This window comes from Zobellia uliginosa (assembly GCF_900156625.1).
In the GTDB taxonomy this organism is placed as follows: domain Bacteria; phylum Bacteroidota; class Bacteroidia; order Flavobacteriales; family Flavobacteriaceae; genus Zobellia; species Zobellia uliginosa.
Window position 1 is genome coordinate 13,405 of record NZ_FTOB01000001.1, and the last position, 16,109, is coordinate 29,513.

A 16,109-nucleotide genomic window follows, 5' to 3' on the forward strand; every position below is an offset into this window, starting at 1 on the left:
TTTAGAAAAGTGCTTTTTGTTGCGTTGTCAGCGAATCAATCTGTCTTATCTTGATATCTTTAAAAAACACCTCTGCAGCTTCACTTTGTAATTGAATTTTCCCTTGGATCAGCGGCACTTCCTTGCCATTTTCATCAATATATCTTGAGTTCTTCAAAATCATAACAACCTCTCCGTTCACGATATGAAGACTCTTACCCTCATAACAGATTAGATCTAGCGTATTCCACTCGTCATGGGGTTTTTCATAATTTCCGCTTCGTAAACAATAGTTGTTATACGGACTACCCATACCAATTGGTAAATACTCTTGCGACTCATGGGCCAATGGATCCATAACAGATTCCGGTTTGTACGCCCTGATGTCTATAGCAGAGTTAGCCTGACTCCAAAAATCTCCCGTATGTCCCTCCATAATTTGGAACTCTTGGGAAAGCATCCATGAACGCCAGTACTCAACGGCCATTGGTCCCACAGAATGGTATAATATTCCTGAGTCTTTCAGTAAATCTTTTCGGTAGGCCCATTTTTTATCACCCCACTTGTACTTTAACTGAAAGTGATAATTTTTATACTCCTTTTTAGTTATAAGACAACCATAGTACTCTCCCGTATTCTTGATAATGGTTTCCTCGCCCTCTTTCACCGTCGAAAAAACGGTGTACTCGCTATTATTTAAACCTATCGGGGCTATTTCTTCCCCATTTTCATCTAGTGGCACGGAACCGTCGTAACCGGGTTGGTGCTGATAACTCAAATAAGTGTCCCACTGGGTTAAATCCTCATCTATTAATTCTTCCCACTCGTATGTTTCGTCAAGATTTTTTTGCTCCTCATTTTTTACCTCAGAACAGGAAATCACTAGAAAGAAAAGTGGTAAATAAAGTGTAAAATGTTTCATAGTATTCATTGTTGGTTATTGCTGTTCGACCCATCACGTTTTCATCTGATTTCAAACGGTTAAAACCATTCTAACAAGTAGGATCTAGGCCTACACAAAGCATGTAAGTATTGTAATTTTACAAAGAAATGTTTGCCCCAACCCATGAATTTCCGACCAATAGTTAATTGTTCAGTTTTTATTGAAGCGCGGTGCAAAATGTCAAAGGTTGCGGTTCTTGAACATTGTAAATGTTCAGTTTTTGTTAAGCTATATTGAGCTTAAGATTATCCTATAATATCATAGTTTTAACAAAACGATATTTATTATGAAAGTTATTATGAAGGCCACTACTAATCACGGAACAAAAAAAAACCACAGTTCACTAAATCCACTTTATAAAATCTGCTTCCTAGTAGCTTTTGTATTAGCAAGCACTAATTATAGCTTTGCCCAAACCTCGGATTCGTCCCCTAAAAGTATTGAGGCTGCCGGTACGGAAGAAGCAAGGGTTACAGGTTTAAAGTACATTAGTGTACACGTATTGGAGCTAGAAAAGACCCTAAAGTTATATCGTGAAATATTGGGTTTTAAAATGGCCGATGCAGAAGTACTTCACGGACCCGGACTTGAAGGAATGCTCGTAATGAAACTAAAAGCCGATGATTTGACCATTGGACTTTCGCTAACGGCTCCTGAATTTATAGACACCATAGGTCCAATAGGAAACACCAACCACAACCACTTTATGCTAAAAGTAAATGACATTGTACCAATTGGAGATAAGCTAAAAGAAGAAGGTTACGAACTGGAAAATGAAAACTACGCTCGTGACAAATACACTTTTTTTGTAGGGCCAAATGGCGAAATTATAGGCCTTTCCGGTTGGGATTGATTTCAATTCGATTGGATGCAATGTGGTAAGTTGAGCACCTGAACAAGGTAGTTTCTATGTCACCCTATACTCATTTTTTAAGTGGGGTAAGATGTATTTCCGACGAATTCAATAGAACCTTCAAATATTTCTATGCGGTTTGTGAAACACTTTATCATTATGGTAGGAAATGATATCCGCTAAGATAAATTCGCTTTTCTTAACGTCGCCTAGGTATTTAAAGTAAACTTAATCAAGAACGAAAGCCAAATCACTCTTACCGTTTATTAAGCAGATTAAAATAAACAATTACAAAATATGGAGACATATGAAACCATGTTGACCATTTCTGAACTGATCAGAATGATATCATAAGCTACCATTTGAAAGCTAAAAAATAATAAAACATTGATAATCGAAATACTATATAGCGTATAGCATCCGTTTGTAAGTCAAAAAGTGACCTCGGCAAGAATCGAACTTGCATCTAAAGTTTAGGAAACTTCTATTCTATCCATTGAACTACGAGGCCAATTTAATAAGAGTGCAAAAATAAATTTTTTTTGCGTGTGCCGAAAAAACTGGGCAACTAATTTTACATTGTTTTTAGATAAAATTGTTGACTTACCATTCTGATTTTTTCCTTTACAAAATTTACGGGCAAAGGCAATGCCGGATAAACCATAAGGTGACCATAGAGAAGGCACAAAAAATAAGATTTCTAATTGTCTTCATAAGGAAATCGGTTTAATCCATGAATAAATTGGGTAAAACCAAGGAAAACCAAGGGAACAAGGTCACCAAGGTCAACACCATAAAACTGACCACCAAAAAGGGCAGTCCCGCCTTACTTACTTCCCCGATAGAGATCTTACCAATGCTTGAGGCTACAAACAGGCATACCCCAACGGGCGGAGTGGTCAAACCGATAATCAGGTTCAGCACGGCAATGACCGCAAAGTGAATGGGATCTACATCTACGGCCAAGGCTACTTTTAATAGGATGGGAAACAGGATCAAAAGAGCGGCAACGGTCTCCATAAAAGTACCCACCACAATCAAGAGAATATTGATCAACAGCAGCACCACATACTTATTATCGGTAAAGCCCAATATTTCACTAGATATGCTTTGCGGAATCTGCTCCGTGATCAAAATATAGCCGAATAAGTTGGCAAAGCCCACCAACACCATAAGTGAGGCCGAGGTTTTCATACTGTCGAGAAAAACAACCTGAATGTTTTTAAGGTTCAAGCGCTTATAGACGAACTTCCCGATAACCAAGGCGTAGACCACAGCGATGATCGAGGCTTCGGTGGGAGTAAAAATCCCCCCAATAATACCGTACAAAATAATGAAAGTCATTAAAAGCGACCAAAAGGTATCTACAAAACCACGTGCCACTTGCTTAAAACTGCTTCGGGCATGTTTAGGATAATTTTTCTTTTTTGATATGAAATAAGCGGTCAACAATAATCCTATTCCTAAAAGTAATCCTGGCAGCGCGCCGGCAAGGAACAATTTGCCAACGGAAAGTCCGCTTAAAGTAGCGGCAATAATCATAGGCACACTAGGTGGTATAATCGGACCAATAGTCGAGGAAGCCGCCGTAACCGCACATGAAAAACCAGTATCATAACCTTCCTTTTTCATTGCAGGGATCATAATAGACCCCATGCTTGCCGTATCTGAAATAGCCGTACCGGAAATACCGGCAAAGAGCATTGAAGCCCCAATATTCACTAAGGAAAGTCCACCTCTAATATGTCCCAACAAATGGTTACAAAAAGTGATGATTTTTTCCGTTAGCCCTCCCTGGTTCATAAGATTTCCTGCCATAATGAAGCCAGGAACACTTAAAAGCACGAACACATCTATGCCTGCATACATTTTCATAGGAATGATAATCAATGGAATACCTTTCACCAAAATATAGCTTAAACATGAAAGTCCCAGCGCAAAGGCTATTGGAAAACGCAGCACAAGACACACGATAAATACAATAACAAGAACCCAAATCATACTTTAGTATTTTTATAATTTTTTTGAATCCTTTTCCACAGGTAATAACTAATAGAAGCAGACATAATGAACATACTAAAAAACGCGATGCCCATATTAAATCCCATACTGGGGGACTTCTCAGGAATACCCAACACTACAAATTGTATAGAATAAATAGCCATGAGCACAAACAAAAGCAAGACTATTACGGGAATAACCTTAACCAACGTACGCTGCATACGTACGGGAAACCTGCTAAAGAACATATCTAAATGCACATAATATTCGCTCTTCATGGCCAGACCGGCACCAAAAGATGTAGCATAGATAAAAAAGAGCCTTGAGGCTTCTTCCGTCCAAGAAGGAGTTGCAAGCGGGGTAAACCTGCAAAAGATTTGTAATAACACCGTGGCAATCAGCCCCCATGTACTTAATAACGCACCCACTTTTAGAATACGTCCGATAGCTTTATGAAGCATCTTTCTCTGTTTTCAGTTGATCGTAAATTTTTTGCATTTCAGGCGAAAGGCTGTTGTAAATGGCTTCCTCACATTTTTGTTGAAAGGCTTCCTTGTCCACTTCTATAAATTCCATACCCTTGGCCTTTAGTTCTTTCTGAACACTTTTTTCGTTCTCCAAAAAAAGATGGTGTTCATAGGCCTGCATATCTTTGGCAGCTTCCATAAAAATTTTCTTTAAGTCAGGAGGCAATCTTTGAAACTGCTTTTCTCCTACTACGGGATATACCCAACTTACGACGTGGCTCGTTAGGTTCAAGTACTTTTGTACTTCGGAAAAGCCTGCATTGTTAATTAATGCAAAAGGGTTTTCCTGTGCCTCTATAGTACCTTGTTGTAAAGAGGTAAAAACTTCGGAAAAGGCCATGGGCGTGGGTTTTGCCCCAAGGGCTTTCCATAGCGTAACAAAAGAAGGAACATTGGGAATTCTTACGATGAGCCCGTTCAAATCGTCCGGATGCCGGATCGGACGGTTTGACGTTAAATGCCTAGGACCACGTTCAAAATGACCCAATGACCGTAGGCCGGCCTTGTTAATCATTTCTTCTTCCATCAATTTACCTATGGGGCCATTGATATACCGGTTCATATCGGTAGAATCTTGCATCAAAAAAGGAAGCTCACAGAAAGTGGCCACCTCAAACCAATTGGTTAGGATAGAACCCGTGGTGGTCATATCGATAACATCGGCCTGAATAAGCCTAATGGCCTCAACCTCTTTGGCCAACTGTTCGGAAGGGTATATCTCTACCTTGATTCGTCCTTCGGTTCGTTCTTCTAGAATCTGCCCGAAATACACAAAAGCTTTGTACCAGGTATGTTCTTCGTTTACCAAAAGGGCCGTTCGCAACAAAAATTCAGGTTCGGGTTTATCGGGTTTGCAGCTATTGAAACACAATAGGGCAAAAAAACATAGCACCGTCTTCTTTAAAATACAACTTAACACTCCTTGATTACGCATAATTTAATCTTCTACCTCAACCACCATTTCTACTTCCACGGCAATATTACCGGGTAAGGAGCCCATGCCCACGGCGGCACGTGCATGTTTTCCCCTTTCACCAAAGACCGCTACCATTAAATCTGAATATCCGTTGATGACTTTGGGTTGATCGGTAAAATCGGGAACGGCGTTTACCATACCGCGCACCTTGACGATACGCTTTACTTTTTTCAGGTCGCCCAACTCCGATTTTAAGACCGAAATTTGATTGATGCCCGTTACCCTAGCCGCCTCATAACCTTCTTCTATACTAAGGTCGGCCCCTAACTTTCCCGTAATATTTTTGCCATCGGTTTTGGTGGGACCTTTTCCGGACAAAAAGATAAGATTTCCGGTACGTACCGCATTTACATAATTGGCCATAGGTGCGGAAGGCTCCGATAGCTCTATACCAAGTTCCAAAAGTCTTGCTTCCGGATCATACCCGGTCTCATTTTGGGCCAATGCGCTGAATGTAGTAAAAACTAAAATCGAGGCAATTAAAGAAAGGGCTTTCATGTCGTCTAAATTCTATCTTAAAGGCACAAGATAAGCATTTCTTACTTTCCCTAACCACCTAAAAAACAGAAAGCAAACGATAAGCCGACTGCTTCCAGTTTCAAATATGAAACCAGTTTCTAAACTCGATGTAACTTATAAGGGTAGACTCCACCGGCGTTCCATTGGCATACGTAAAGGTTTTTATCCCCATCGACACATACGTCATGGCAGTGTTTAAACACGGGACGATCTTGGAGCATTAGCTTCAATTTTCCGTTCTCGTAAGTGGGTTCCGTGCCGCCAGGATTTGAGACCACTTTGTTGTCTTTGTCCAAGACCGTGACAAAGCCTTTGTTCGCCTGTAAATTATAATTGCCCTCTTCCATTCCGAAGCAAACCCCTGAATATACGTTATCTCCATCGATAACGGGCCGACTCACAAAAAGTCCCGGCATATAATAATCTTCAAGGAATTCCCCTTCAAGGGAAAAGCGTTTGAACGAGTTTTTTATGCGGGCCGTACACAGCAAGGTCGGGTTTGAAGGGTCTCTATTATCTAGGGCCACCCCATGCGCTTGTTTGAATTTTTCCTTGGAGAGAAAGCTATCTCCCCCAAATTTGCGAATGAAATTGCCCTTGGAATCGTACTGTAAAATATATTGCGAACCGTAGCCATCGGCCACATAGATATCCCCATTGGGACCTATGGCGGTTTCCGTTGGCCTGAACGGCGCGTGCTCTCCGTAAATTCCCGTCGATACGGGCGATGCCACCTCTAGTACTACCCTACCCTCTAAATCGGTCTTTACGACCCTCCCTAAAGAGGGGTCGGTGATGTATAAAAATTCCGCGCCACCTTCTTCGTGTATGCCCAGACCATGTGCACCCGGCAAATTGAGGGTCCAACTGTGCAACAACTCCCCCGATTTATTATAGACCAACACATTGTTCTTGGCATGGTCGGTAAGCATAAAAACCCTGCCCTTTTTGTCTATTACCATTTCATGGCAATTATTGACAGGATGTTTTTTCGGATCTAGATCGCCCCAACCGACCTCTACCCTATACCTAAAATCTCCATGGCCAATAATTTCCTTGCTCAGGTCTGCCTTCGGATTGTTGATGTAGAATGGTACTGAAGACATGGCCAAAACGCCTCCCGTACCCATACCTGTCTTTTTTATAAAGTCTCTTCTCGTTGTCATACGCATTATGCTAATATATCTTTCACTACATGACCATGAACGTCGGTCAGGCGGTATCTTCTTCCTTGGTGCTTAAAAGTAAGCTTTTCATGGTCTACCCCTAACAAATGCAACAAAGTAGCCTGAAAATCATGTACGTGTACCCCATTTTGGGCAACGTTATAACTAAAATCATCGGTCTCGCCATAGACCATGCCCGCTTTAACCCCGGCACCGGCCATCCACATGGTAAAACAGCCTGGGTGGTGGTCCCTTCCGTAATTATCGGCCGTAAGCCTACCTTGGGAGAAGCTGGTTCTACCGAATTCCCCTCCCCAGACCACTAGGGTATCTTCTAAGAGTCCACGTTGTTTTAGATCGGTAATCAAACCAGCGGTGGCCTGGTCGGTACCCAGTGCCTGTCTTTTTATACCGTTGGGAAGTCCGCCATGCTGGTCCCATCCCATATGGTACAGTTGTATAAACTTCACATCTTTTTCGGCCAGACGTCTTGCCTGCAGGCAATTGGCCGCATAGGTCCCCGGAATTCTGGCATCTTCACCATATAACTCGTAAATATGATCGGGTTCATCAGAGGTATCTACGGCATCAGGCACCGAACTTTGCATACGGTAGGCCATTTCATACTGATTAATTTTAGATTGGATTTCGGGATCTTTCCAGATATCATATTGCTGATTGTTCAATTCCGAAATATGGTCCAATGCCCGTCTACGGTCGTGTTCGTGTACCCCATGTGGATTGTTTAAATACAATACCGGATCCTTTCCGGAGCGAAACTGGACCCCTTGGTGATGGGAAGCCAGAAAGCCATTACCCCAGGCTGCCGAACTCAAGGGCTGGGCACCTCCTCCCTTAGAGAGCATCACAACAAAATTGGGCAGGTCTTTATTGTCGCTACCAAGCCCATAGCTCAACCAAGATCCGATTGAAGGCCTCCCGCTCAACTGTGATCCCGTTTGCATAAACATTACGGCGGGTTCATGGTTGATAGCCTCGGTATACATTGATTTAATGATACAAAGTTCGTCTACCACCCCGGCGGTATGCGGAAAAAGCTCGCTCACCCAAGCCCCCGATTCACCGTATTGCTTAAAATCGAAAATAGATTTCACCAGAGGAAAGGTACTTTGTGAAGTCACCATACCCGAATTACGTTGCATTCCCCTTACGGAATCGGGAATTTCCTGACCGTGCCATTTTTCCAAGGCCGGTTTGTAATCAAACGTCTCGATTTGGGAAGGCCCGCCGCTTTGAAACAAATAAATAATCCGTTTTGCCTTGGCCGGAAAATGGGTTCCGCCCAATGCGCCCCCATTGGCGTTGACCAGTGGTGGGGTTTTGGCCATCAATAAATCATTGGCAAAGGATTCGGTAGGCCCCAATAGACTTGACAGGGCAATGGAACCAAAACCCAAGGACGCCTTCTTTAAAAAGCCCCTGCGGGTATCTTCAAACTTCTTTTGTTCTTGAAAATCTCTCATAAGTTCGTCTTATCGTATGGTAAACCCTTCGGCTGTATTCATAATTCCGTTAATGACCGTGGCCAATGCGGCCACCTTGACCGGGTCAGAGCCACTCTTGATCTTGGTCTCACCCATATTCAAATAGGCTATGGCATCTTCCTTTTTCCCTGAAAACCGTTCCAGCTCTTCATCTAGAAATTTTTTCAATACGGCCATTTCCTTTTGTCGCGCCTTTCTTCCGGTACTCAACTGAAACGCCTTCTGCAACTGTATATCGGCATTGCCGTTGTTTTCCTCCAAAAGATGCTCGGCAAGTATATATGACGCCTCTATAAATTGGGGGTCGTTCAGTAAGACCAAGGCCTGTAAAGGCGTGCTGGTCTCCCTTCTTTTAACGGTACACACACTTCTATCGCCAGCATCAAAAATTTGCATTGATGGCGGCGCGGAGGTTCGCTTCCAGATGGTATAAAGGCTCCTTCGGTACAAGCCTTCACCCGGTTCTTGCTTGTAGCGGTAGCGCCAAGGTTTGTTACTGATTTCATCCCACAGTCCTTCAGGTTGGTAGGGATAGGTACTCGGTCCTCCGATTTTAGGGACCAACAGTCCGCTAATGGCCAAGGCATTGTCCCTTACCATTTCTGCGGTCATACGTCTACTCGGCCCTCGGGCCAACCAAGTATTGTCCGTATCCATTTCCAACAATTCAGGAGTAAGTTCCGAGCTTTGTTGGTAGGTAGCGGACATCACCATCAGCTTGTGCATTTTTTTAATATCCCAACCCGACTCCATAAATTCTACGGCCAACCAATCCAATAATTCGGGGTGCGAAGGTAAATTGCCTTGGTTTCCAAAATCATCGGAAGTGGACACCAAGCCTTGACCGAAGTGCATTTGCCATAAACGGTTTACAAAGACCCGTGCCGTTAAAGGATTGTTTTTATCGAACAACCATTGGGTCAGTCCCAGCCTGTTTCGGGGCAAATCTTTATTAAAGGGCATAACCACTTCCGGCACATCGGGCTGTACTTCTTCCGTAGGGGCATCGTACATACCACGATCAAGTATATAAGTGGGCCTGGGCTCCGGTAAATCGCCCAACACCATAATCTCCTTTATGGGCTCCAACTCATCGAGCTGCTTTTTACGCAGTTCCTGTATTTTTTTTCGTGTAGTTTCCGCATCCTTATCGATGCTTTGAAAATAGAAATCGGTCAATAAGGCTTCATTTTTTTTCTTTACCTCCTCCATGGCCTTATGAGGGGAAAGGCTGTAAAGTACTTCTAGATCGGATAATTGTCGCTCGTATATTTTAAGATTATCGACCCCACCGTCTTTAAAGGATTTAAACTTGCCACTTACTCCTAGCCTGAAACCTCCGAATGCGTAATTATGTAAATTTTTCTTAAACAGGATGGATTTGTACAAGTTGTCTATTTCAATCGCTACCGGTACTTTTCTTCCATCAATATAGATATGCACCCCTTCCGCTTTACCCAGCCCATCATAGGAAACGGTTACGGTATGCCATTCCTTTTCGGGAACGGGATCCTTGGTTCTTAGTTGTATGGAATTAAAGGGCCAAGAACGGGCAATGATAAACTTGAGATGGTTATCCTCCAAGTGCATGGAATAGCCTTTCAACCCCTGTCTAGATTCTTCGCAATGCGTAAAGATGGAGGCCTCTTCATAATTTCTACCCGGTTTAATGGCAACGGAAACCGTAAAGGGATCGGACTGGTCGAACCAACCTATTTTATCGGGCATCCTCAGTGTAGTATAATCTCCCAAGAAAACAGCTTTTCCTTCCAGTCCATCTTCTATTATAGGTTCCCTCACCGCAACCGTTTGCCTATTTCCTCCGCTGTTTTGAACGTTGTACGACTTTTCATCCCGTGCCGCAAACGAATCAAAATTTAAACTGGCCTGCAGTCCCTTCCCTAACACCTTTTGTATTTCGGCCTCTACCACCGAAGGATGGTTCGACCAGGCCTTCACTATCTCAGGTGTTTCCCTTTCAACGGATGCCAATTGCTCTTTGGTTTGATCAATATCCCTATCAATAAACTCCAACACCTTCTTTTCCTCATCGTTAGTCAGTAAGAGTGAAGGTCCCGGCACTTGTCCCGGACCATAAACAGGGGTTCCGATTTCGTTGGTACTGTTAAAAAAGGCAAAAAGTTCATAATGGTCTTTTTGACTTATCGGGTCATATTTATGATCGTGGCATCTGGCACATTCCACACTCAAGCCTAAAAATGCCTTTCCAACCGACAAGGTCCTGTCGGCCACATACTCTACGCGGTATTCCTCAAAGACAATTCCCGCTTCGGAATTCTTTTTGTGCAAACGATTAAAGGCAGTTGCCAAAATACTTTCTTGAGATGGATTTTTAACAAGATCTCCCGCCAACTGCCATGTTACAAATTGCTCGTAGGACATGTTCTCGTTAAAGGCTTTTATCACCCAATCCCTATACGGACTAAAATCGCGATGTTTATCATCCAAATAGCCATCGCTATCCGCATAACGGGCCACATCCATCCATTCGGCAGCCATACGCTCTCCATAGGCGGGAGAAGCCAAAAGCCGGTCTACCACTTTTTCGTATGCGTTGGCAGAAGTGTCATTTACAAAATCTTCGATTTGCCGTAACGTAGGTGGCAGGCCGATCAAATCAAAATTTAGGCGGCGGATCAAGTGTTCCTTTTCCGCTTTCTTTGACGGCTCTACGTTCATGGCCTCCAATTTGTCGACCACAAATCGATCAATGTCGTTCTTTGCCCATTCCTTATGTTTTACTTTTGGCGCCGCTTCCTTTTCAGGAGGTATGAACGACCAATGCGGTTTGTATTCGGCTCCCTGCTCGATCCATTTGGTAAGGGTGGCAATTTCGTTCTTGCTCAAGGCCACGTTAAATTCCGGCGGCGGCATTTTCAGCTCGGGGTCATCGGACAAAATTCGGGCCACTACTTCGCTTTCCCCTGGTTGATGGGGAACAATAGGATGTTTCCCTGACCCGCTTAAAGCCTCGTAGGCACTTTCGGCTATATCGAGTCGAAGACCTGCTTTTTGATTGGCCATATCCGGACCGTGGCAAGCAAAACACTTATCCGATAATATCGGTTTTACATGGTAATTGAAATCCACCTTCTCCGGTAAACGAGTCATTGCTTCCTCGATTTCTTCAGGTGCATTCCATCCGCAACTGCTTAAACACAACAAACAGAGCGTTAAAATTAGTCTCGATAAAAATCGCATTGGTTTGAAATTTTCATCAATATACGCCTCGATTTTAACTGTTAATCCGTTAAAAAACAGTTTTATTAACTGTTAATAATTTTAATTATCTTTAAAAAATTCCTTCTTTGAAGTGATGAACGCTAAGGATTACGGCAATTACGTTAACAAGATAATTTCGAGCAAGTCGTTCGGCAGCTCTACAACCTATGCCAATTTGTTGCGGTACTTGGTACAATGTACCCTCGAAAACGATGTACCAAAAGAAACGACCATTGCCACCGAGATCTTCGCCAAAAAGGAATTCGACCCTTCACAGAGCACACTGATCCGAGTATATATTTACAACCTTCGGAAAAAGTTAAAAGTCTATTATCAGAAGGAAGGCCTGAAAGACCCCGTTCTTCTCTGCATCCCCAAAGGAAGCTATAAGGTCGAGTTCGAACACAGAAAGAAAGAACCTAAAGCCGCTAAAGAATTCCTCTCTAAAAAGCCTCTACTGATTCTTCTTGGCTGCCTACTGGCCCTATCTTTTATTGGAAACTGGTTATTATGGAGCGAAAACCGACAGGCAAACCCCTTTGCCGAATCATATATATGGCAAGATATTTTTAACTCTAAAAATCCGATGATACTCGCTTTGGGCGACCTTTTTATCTATCGTGAGATAGACACCGCTATCCATAAAGAAAAAGTAATCCGAAACTCCCTTATCAATTCGGAAGGCCAACTCTACAATACACTTCCCCAATTTGAGGTCCCAGGTTTTGCTTACGAACCCATGGAGTACAGTTTTTTAATACGGAACAGCATCGAATGGGTAAAAGACGTGAGCAAAGTACTCAACGCCAAAAACAAAGATTTCAACGTACGTACCATTTTACGCTTTAGTCCCAAAGAACTTCCAGAAAATGATTTTATGGTGGTAGGAATGACAAAAACCTTGGGTATTTTTAAAGACTACATCAAAAAAACAAGCATAAGCTACGATCCGGTCGAGGATACTTTTTCCCAAAAAGCCTCGGACACCATATATAAGCCTAGCGGAGATGCCGAGGCTTACCATAAGGACTATGCCATCATTATTAAAGCGCCCGGTCCCAACAACAATACCATATACATTTTTACTGGTTTGTGGGATACGGGGGCATCACAAAGTTTGAAAAACTTCACCAATCCGGTTTTGATCCAACGCTTAGAAACCCGAATGAAAACCGATTTAGGGGAAATACCCCGTTTTTTTGAGGTTTTTATGGAAGTAAGCGGTATAGACCGGATGGAGCTTAGCTCTAAAATACTTCACGTAAAGGCACTAGAACTCGAATAAGATTCGGTCTAGATGCCTTTTAGGCCATAGGCAGCATCGTTCCAACGCAGTTCTTGCTTAAAGCGATAGAGATCCGTTTTTTCATCTATCAATAAAAACTCGATACCCATAATTTCCGCGAAGTCCTCCAATGATTCTGCGTCGATATTCTGACTATAACAAGTATGATGAGCCCCACCACCATAAATCCATGCCGCAGCAGCGGTCTGTAAGTCGGGCTTGGCCTCCCATAGTACACGCGCCACCGGAAGCTTAGGCATATCGTTTTTGATTTCGATAGCTTCAACCGAATTGACCAACATTCGAAAGCGATTCCCCATATCAACAATAGAAGCGTTTAAGGCCCTACCCGCCCCGGCATTAAAGACCAGGCGAACAGGATCTTCCTTGCCCCCTATTCCCAACGGATGTATTTCACACGAAATATCGTCCTTGGCAATCGACGGACATATCTCCAACATATGGGAACCAAGTACCGTTGTATTTTGAGGATCGAAATGATAGGTATAGTCTTCCATAAAGCTGTTACCGCCTTCGAGGCCGGCTCCCATAACCTTCATGGTGCGCACCAATGCAGCGGTCTTCCAATCGCCTTCGCCGCCAAAACCATAACCGCTGGCCATTAGTCTTTGTGTTGCTATACCCGGTAATTGTTTCATTCCATGTAAATCCTCAAAGGTATCCGTAAAAGCGGTATAACCGCCCTCCTCTAGAAAAGCGCGCATACCCAATTCTATACGGGCCGCATCCCTTAAGGAACTGCGCATACTTCCATCGGACTGTATTTGTGCCGCCATGGTATAGGTATCCCCATATTCCTGTATCAAGGTGTCAATTTCCCTTTCGGAAATCCCGTCGATATACTGGACCAGGTCACCTACACCGTAACCGTTTACCTCGTAACCAAATTTCATCTGGGCGGAAACCTTGTTGCCTTCTGTGACCGCTACCTGGCGCATATTATCTCCAAAACGGGCCACCTTCATCCTTTTGGAATCGGCAACGGCAGAGACCACGCGGCACCAATTCGCCACTTTTTGCCGTACGCCCTCATTTTGCCAATGCCCTACCACCACCTTCCGGTTCAAACGCATCCTAGAGGCCAAAAAACCAAATTCCCGACCACCATGTGCCGACTGGTTTAGGTTCATAAAATCCATATCTATCGCATTCCACGGAATATCGCGGTTATACTGGGTATGGAGGTGCAAAAAAGGTTTTTGAAGGGCCTGTAGTCCCGCTATCCACATTTTTGCAGGCGAAAAGGTGTGCATCCACATAACCAATCCGACACAAGCTTCGGTATTGTTCGCCTCTTTGCACAAAGCACTAATCTCGCCGGGGGTTTTTACCACAGGCTTAAAAATCACTTTAACCGGGATTGTTGGGTTGGCATTATAATGTTTCGCGATTTCAGAAGAATGTTCCGCTACTTGGGCCAAGGTTTCCGGTCCGTATAGATGTTGACTACCCGTTACGAACCAGATTTCGTTCTTGCTTAAATCGATCATTATTTTTTAAACTTTAATTCTTAAGAAAAATACACGTACATGCCCACGACAATGGAACATATTACAAAGCCAACGGGCTTGGCAAATTTCCATGGGGTTATATCCACTTGCTCCGTATACACCTGAACATACGCACTCTCTCTTGGCCAAAACTTGCCGATAACGAACATCAATAGCACCACCAAAACGAACAAAATGCCCATAACATGTAGGAAGCTAATGTCTGGTTTAACGATATAAAGCGTGACCAAATAGGTCACCACGGCGAAAACAATACCGATGTTCGCTGCGATACCCGGAACTTTTTTGGTAAGGTAACCCACTAGGATAATGGCCAAGATCGGCACACTGTACGATCCGTTCAATTCTTGGAGGTAATTGAATATGCCCCCTTCGACACCGAACAACAAGGGTGCGATGACCATGGATATAATGGCAAGGAACATCCCGAAGATCTTACCTGCCTTTACCACCTGTTTCTCGGTAGCATCCCTATTGATATATTCTTTGTAAAAGTCAAGTCCGAACAAGGTAACCGAACTATTGAGCGCACTGTTGAAAGAACTAAGTATAGCTCCAAAAAGAACAGCTGCAAAAAAGCCGATAAAAGCGGTTGGCAACACCTTTTTAACCACCATGGGATAGGCTTGGTCCGCATTGGTCAATTCACCATTAAAAATTTGAAAAGCAATAATACCCGGCAATACTACAATGAAAGGACCTAAAATTTTCACGAATGCGGCAAGGCTTAAGCCTATTTGCCCCTCACGTAAGTTCTTGGCACCAAGTGCTCTTTGAATAATTGCCTGGTTGGTTCCCCAATAATAAAAGTTTACAATGACCATACCTGTGAAAAGCGTCCAGAAAGGCACCGAAGAATCAGGTCCCCCCAAGATATCGAACTTTTCAGGGAAATTGGTCGTCAACACGTTCATACCGGTAGTCAGGCTTCCATCACCCACGTACAACAATCCGAATATAGGGATGAGCGAACCACCGATGATCAAACCAATGGCATTAATGGAATCGGACACTGCAACCGCTTTCAGTCCCCCGAAAATGGCATAGATACTTCCGATGATGCCGATGCCCCAAACGGTGACCCATAGGGCCCCCTCTTCTCCCAAGCCCATAGCTTCAGGCAAGTCGAACATTGTATTGATGGCCAAGGCACCTGAATAGAGTACGGTAGGCAGCATGGAAATGGCATATCCTCCTAAAAAGAGAAGGGATACCAAGGTCTTTGTCGATTTTCCATATCGCTTTTCAAGGAATTGGGGAATCGTGGCAATACCTCCCTTTAAGTATCTGGGCAACAATACCAAGGCCGTAAACACCATAGCTATGGCCGCCAAGACTTCATAGGCCATGATAAGGATACCTTCACTATAGGCGATACCGTTCATACCTACGATCTGCTCGGTCGATAGATTGGTCAAGAGCAATGAGCCGGCAATAACCGGTCCGGTAAGGCTACGGCCTCCCAGAAAATAACCATCGGAAGAGGTTTCGTCGGTTTTTCGGGTGGCCAAATACGCTATGATGGCCACGAGAAGCGTAAAGCCGATAAATGATGCAATTCCCATATATATTCAATATTT

Annotated in this window: 12 protein-coding genes and 1 tRNA gene; 2 read left to right on the forward strand and 11 right to left on the reverse strand. The window is 43.5% G+C overall.

Translation table 11 applies throughout. The annotated features are described in order from the left end of the window. Position 1: 1 nt before the first annotated feature. The gene (locus BW980_RS00040; RefSeq protein WP_076453737.1) at positions 2–901 is read right to left on the reverse strand and encodes a 3-keto-disaccharide hydrolase; all 900 of its coding nucleotides are present in this window, start codon (positions 899–901) and stop codon (positions 2–4) included. Between the two features lie 307 nt (positions 902–1,208). Here BW980_RS00040 and BW980_RS00045 point away from each other — a divergent pair, with 307 nt between their 5' ends. Then, a complete protein-coding gene (locus BW980_RS00045; RefSeq protein WP_245799912.1) occupies positions 1,209–1,775 on the forward strand; it encodes a VOC family protein in 567 nt (188 codons plus the stop codon). A gap of 439 nt (positions 1,776–2,214) precedes the next feature. Here the strand turns inward: BW980_RS00045 and BW980_RS00050 are convergent. The 8 genes from BW980_RS00050 to BW980_RS00085 form a co-directional block, all read right to left on the reverse strand. Beyond that, a tRNA-Arg gene (locus tag BW980_RS00050) sits at positions 2,215–2,286 on the reverse strand. 215 nt (positions 2,287–2,501) lie between these two features. Next, the gene (locus BW980_RS00055; RefSeq protein WP_076452945.1) at positions 2,502–3,776 is read right to left on the reverse strand and encodes a TRAP transporter large permease; all 1,275 of its coding nucleotides are present in this window, start codon (positions 3,774–3,776) and stop codon (positions 2,502–2,504) included. Then, positions 3,773–4,237, reverse strand: a complete 465-nt coding sequence (locus BW980_RS00060; RefSeq protein WP_076452946.1) for a TRAP transporter small permease — start codon at positions 4,235–4,237, stop codon at positions 3,773–3,775. The genes BW980_RS00055 and BW980_RS00060 overlap by 4 nt, the downstream gene beginning before the upstream one ends. Continuing rightward, positions 4,227–5,237 (reverse strand): TRAP transporter substrate-binding protein, encoded by a 1,011-nt coding sequence (locus tag BW980_RS00065; protein ID WP_076452947.1) that lies wholly within the window; start codon positions 5,235–5,237, stop codon positions 4,227–4,229. The genes BW980_RS00060 and BW980_RS00065 overlap by 11 nt, the downstream gene beginning before the upstream one ends. A 3-nt stretch (positions 5,238–5,240) precedes the next feature. Then, positions 5,241–5,777 (reverse strand): RidA family protein, encoded by a 537-nt coding sequence (locus BW980_RS00070; protein WP_076452948.1) that lies wholly within the window; start codon positions 5,775–5,777, stop codon positions 5,241–5,243. Positions 5,778–5,896: 119 nt separating this feature from the next. Then, entirely contained in the window at positions 5,897–6,964 is a 1,068-nt protein-coding gene (locus BW980_RS00075; protein ID WP_076453739.1) for a twin-arginine translocation signal domain-containing protein, read from the reverse strand. Between the two features lie 5 nt (positions 6,965–6,969). Further along, positions 6,970–8,448, reverse strand: a complete 1,479-nt coding sequence (locus BW980_RS00080; protein WP_076452949.1) for a DUF1501 domain-containing protein — start codon at positions 8,446–8,448, stop codon at positions 6,970–6,972. A 9-nt stretch (positions 8,449–8,457) separates the two neighbouring features. Further along, positions 8,458–11,601, reverse strand: a complete 3,144-nt coding sequence (locus BW980_RS00085; protein ID WP_217694782.1) for a DUF1553 domain-containing protein — start codon at positions 11,599–11,601, stop codon at positions 8,458–8,460. A 202-nt stretch (positions 11,602–11,803) separates the two neighbouring features. Between BW980_RS00085 and BW980_RS00090 the strand changes: the two genes are divergently transcribed. Continuing rightward, positions 11,804–12,997, forward strand: a complete 1,194-nt coding sequence (locus BW980_RS00090) for a hypothetical protein (RefSeq protein ID WP_139327560.1) — start codon at positions 11,804–11,806, stop codon at positions 12,995–12,997. A gap of 8 nt (positions 12,998–13,005) precedes the next feature. Here BW980_RS00090 and araA read toward each other — a convergent pair whose 3' ends face one another. Further along, positions 13,006–14,508, reverse strand: a complete 1,503-nt coding sequence (gene araA / locus BW980_RS00095) for an L-arabinose isomerase (RefSeq protein WP_076452952.1) — start codon at positions 14,506–14,508, stop codon at positions 13,006–13,008. Between the two features lie 20 nt (positions 14,509–14,528). Next, positions 14,529–16,094 carry a solute:sodium symporter family transporter gene (locus BW980_RS00100; protein WP_076452953.1) on the reverse strand — a complete coding sequence of 522 codons (1,566 nt, stop codon included), beginning with the start codon at positions 16,092–16,094 and terminating at the stop codon, positions 14,529–14,531. Positions 16,095–16,109: the final 15 nt, after the last annotated feature.

Excerpts from the sequence above, each read along its gene's own strand:
- araA (WP_076452952.1), bottom strand. The coding sequence starts at position 14,508 with ATGATCGATTTAAGCAAGAACGAAATCTGGTTCGTAACGGGTAGTCAA.
- BW980_RS00075 (WP_076453739.1), bottom strand. The coding sequence starts at position 6,964 with ATGACAACGAGAAGAGACTTTATAAAAAAGACAGGTATGGGTACGGGA.
- BW980_RS00065 (WP_076452947.1), bottom strand. The coding sequence starts at position 5,237 with ATGCGTAATCAAGGAGTGTTAAGTTGTATTTTAAAGAAGACGGTGCTA.
- BW980_RS00040 (WP_076453737.1), bottom strand. The coding sequence starts at position 901 with ATGAAACATTTTACACTTTATTTACCACTTTTCTTTCTAGTGATTTCC.
- BW980_RS00080 (WP_076452949.1), bottom strand. The coding sequence starts at position 8,448 with ATGAGAGATTTTCAAGAACAAAAGAAGTTTGAAGATACCCGCAGGGGC.
- BW980_RS00085 (WP_217694782.1), bottom strand. The coding sequence starts at position 11,601 with ATGACTCGTTTACCGGAGAAGGTGGATTTCAATTACCATGTAAAACCG.
- BW980_RS00055 (WP_076452945.1), bottom strand. The coding sequence starts at position 3,776 with ATGATTTGGGTTCTTGTTATTGTATTTATCGTGTGTCTTGTGCTGCGT.
- BW980_RS00060 (WP_076452946.1), bottom strand. The coding sequence starts at position 4,237 with ATGCTTCATAAAGCTATCGGACGTATTCTAAAAGTGGGTGCGTTATTA.
- BW980_RS00070 (WP_076452948.1), bottom strand. The coding sequence starts at position 5,777 with ATGAAAGCCCTTTCTTTAATTGCCTCGATTTTAGTTTTTACTACATTC.
- BW980_RS00100 (WP_076452953.1), bottom strand. The coding sequence starts at position 16,094 with ATGGGAATTGCATCATTTATCGGCTTTACGCTTCTCGTGGCCATCATA.
- BW980_RS00045 (WP_245799912.1), top strand. The coding sequence starts at position 1,209 with ATGAAAGTTATTATGAAGGCCACTACTAATCACGGAACAAAAAAAAAC.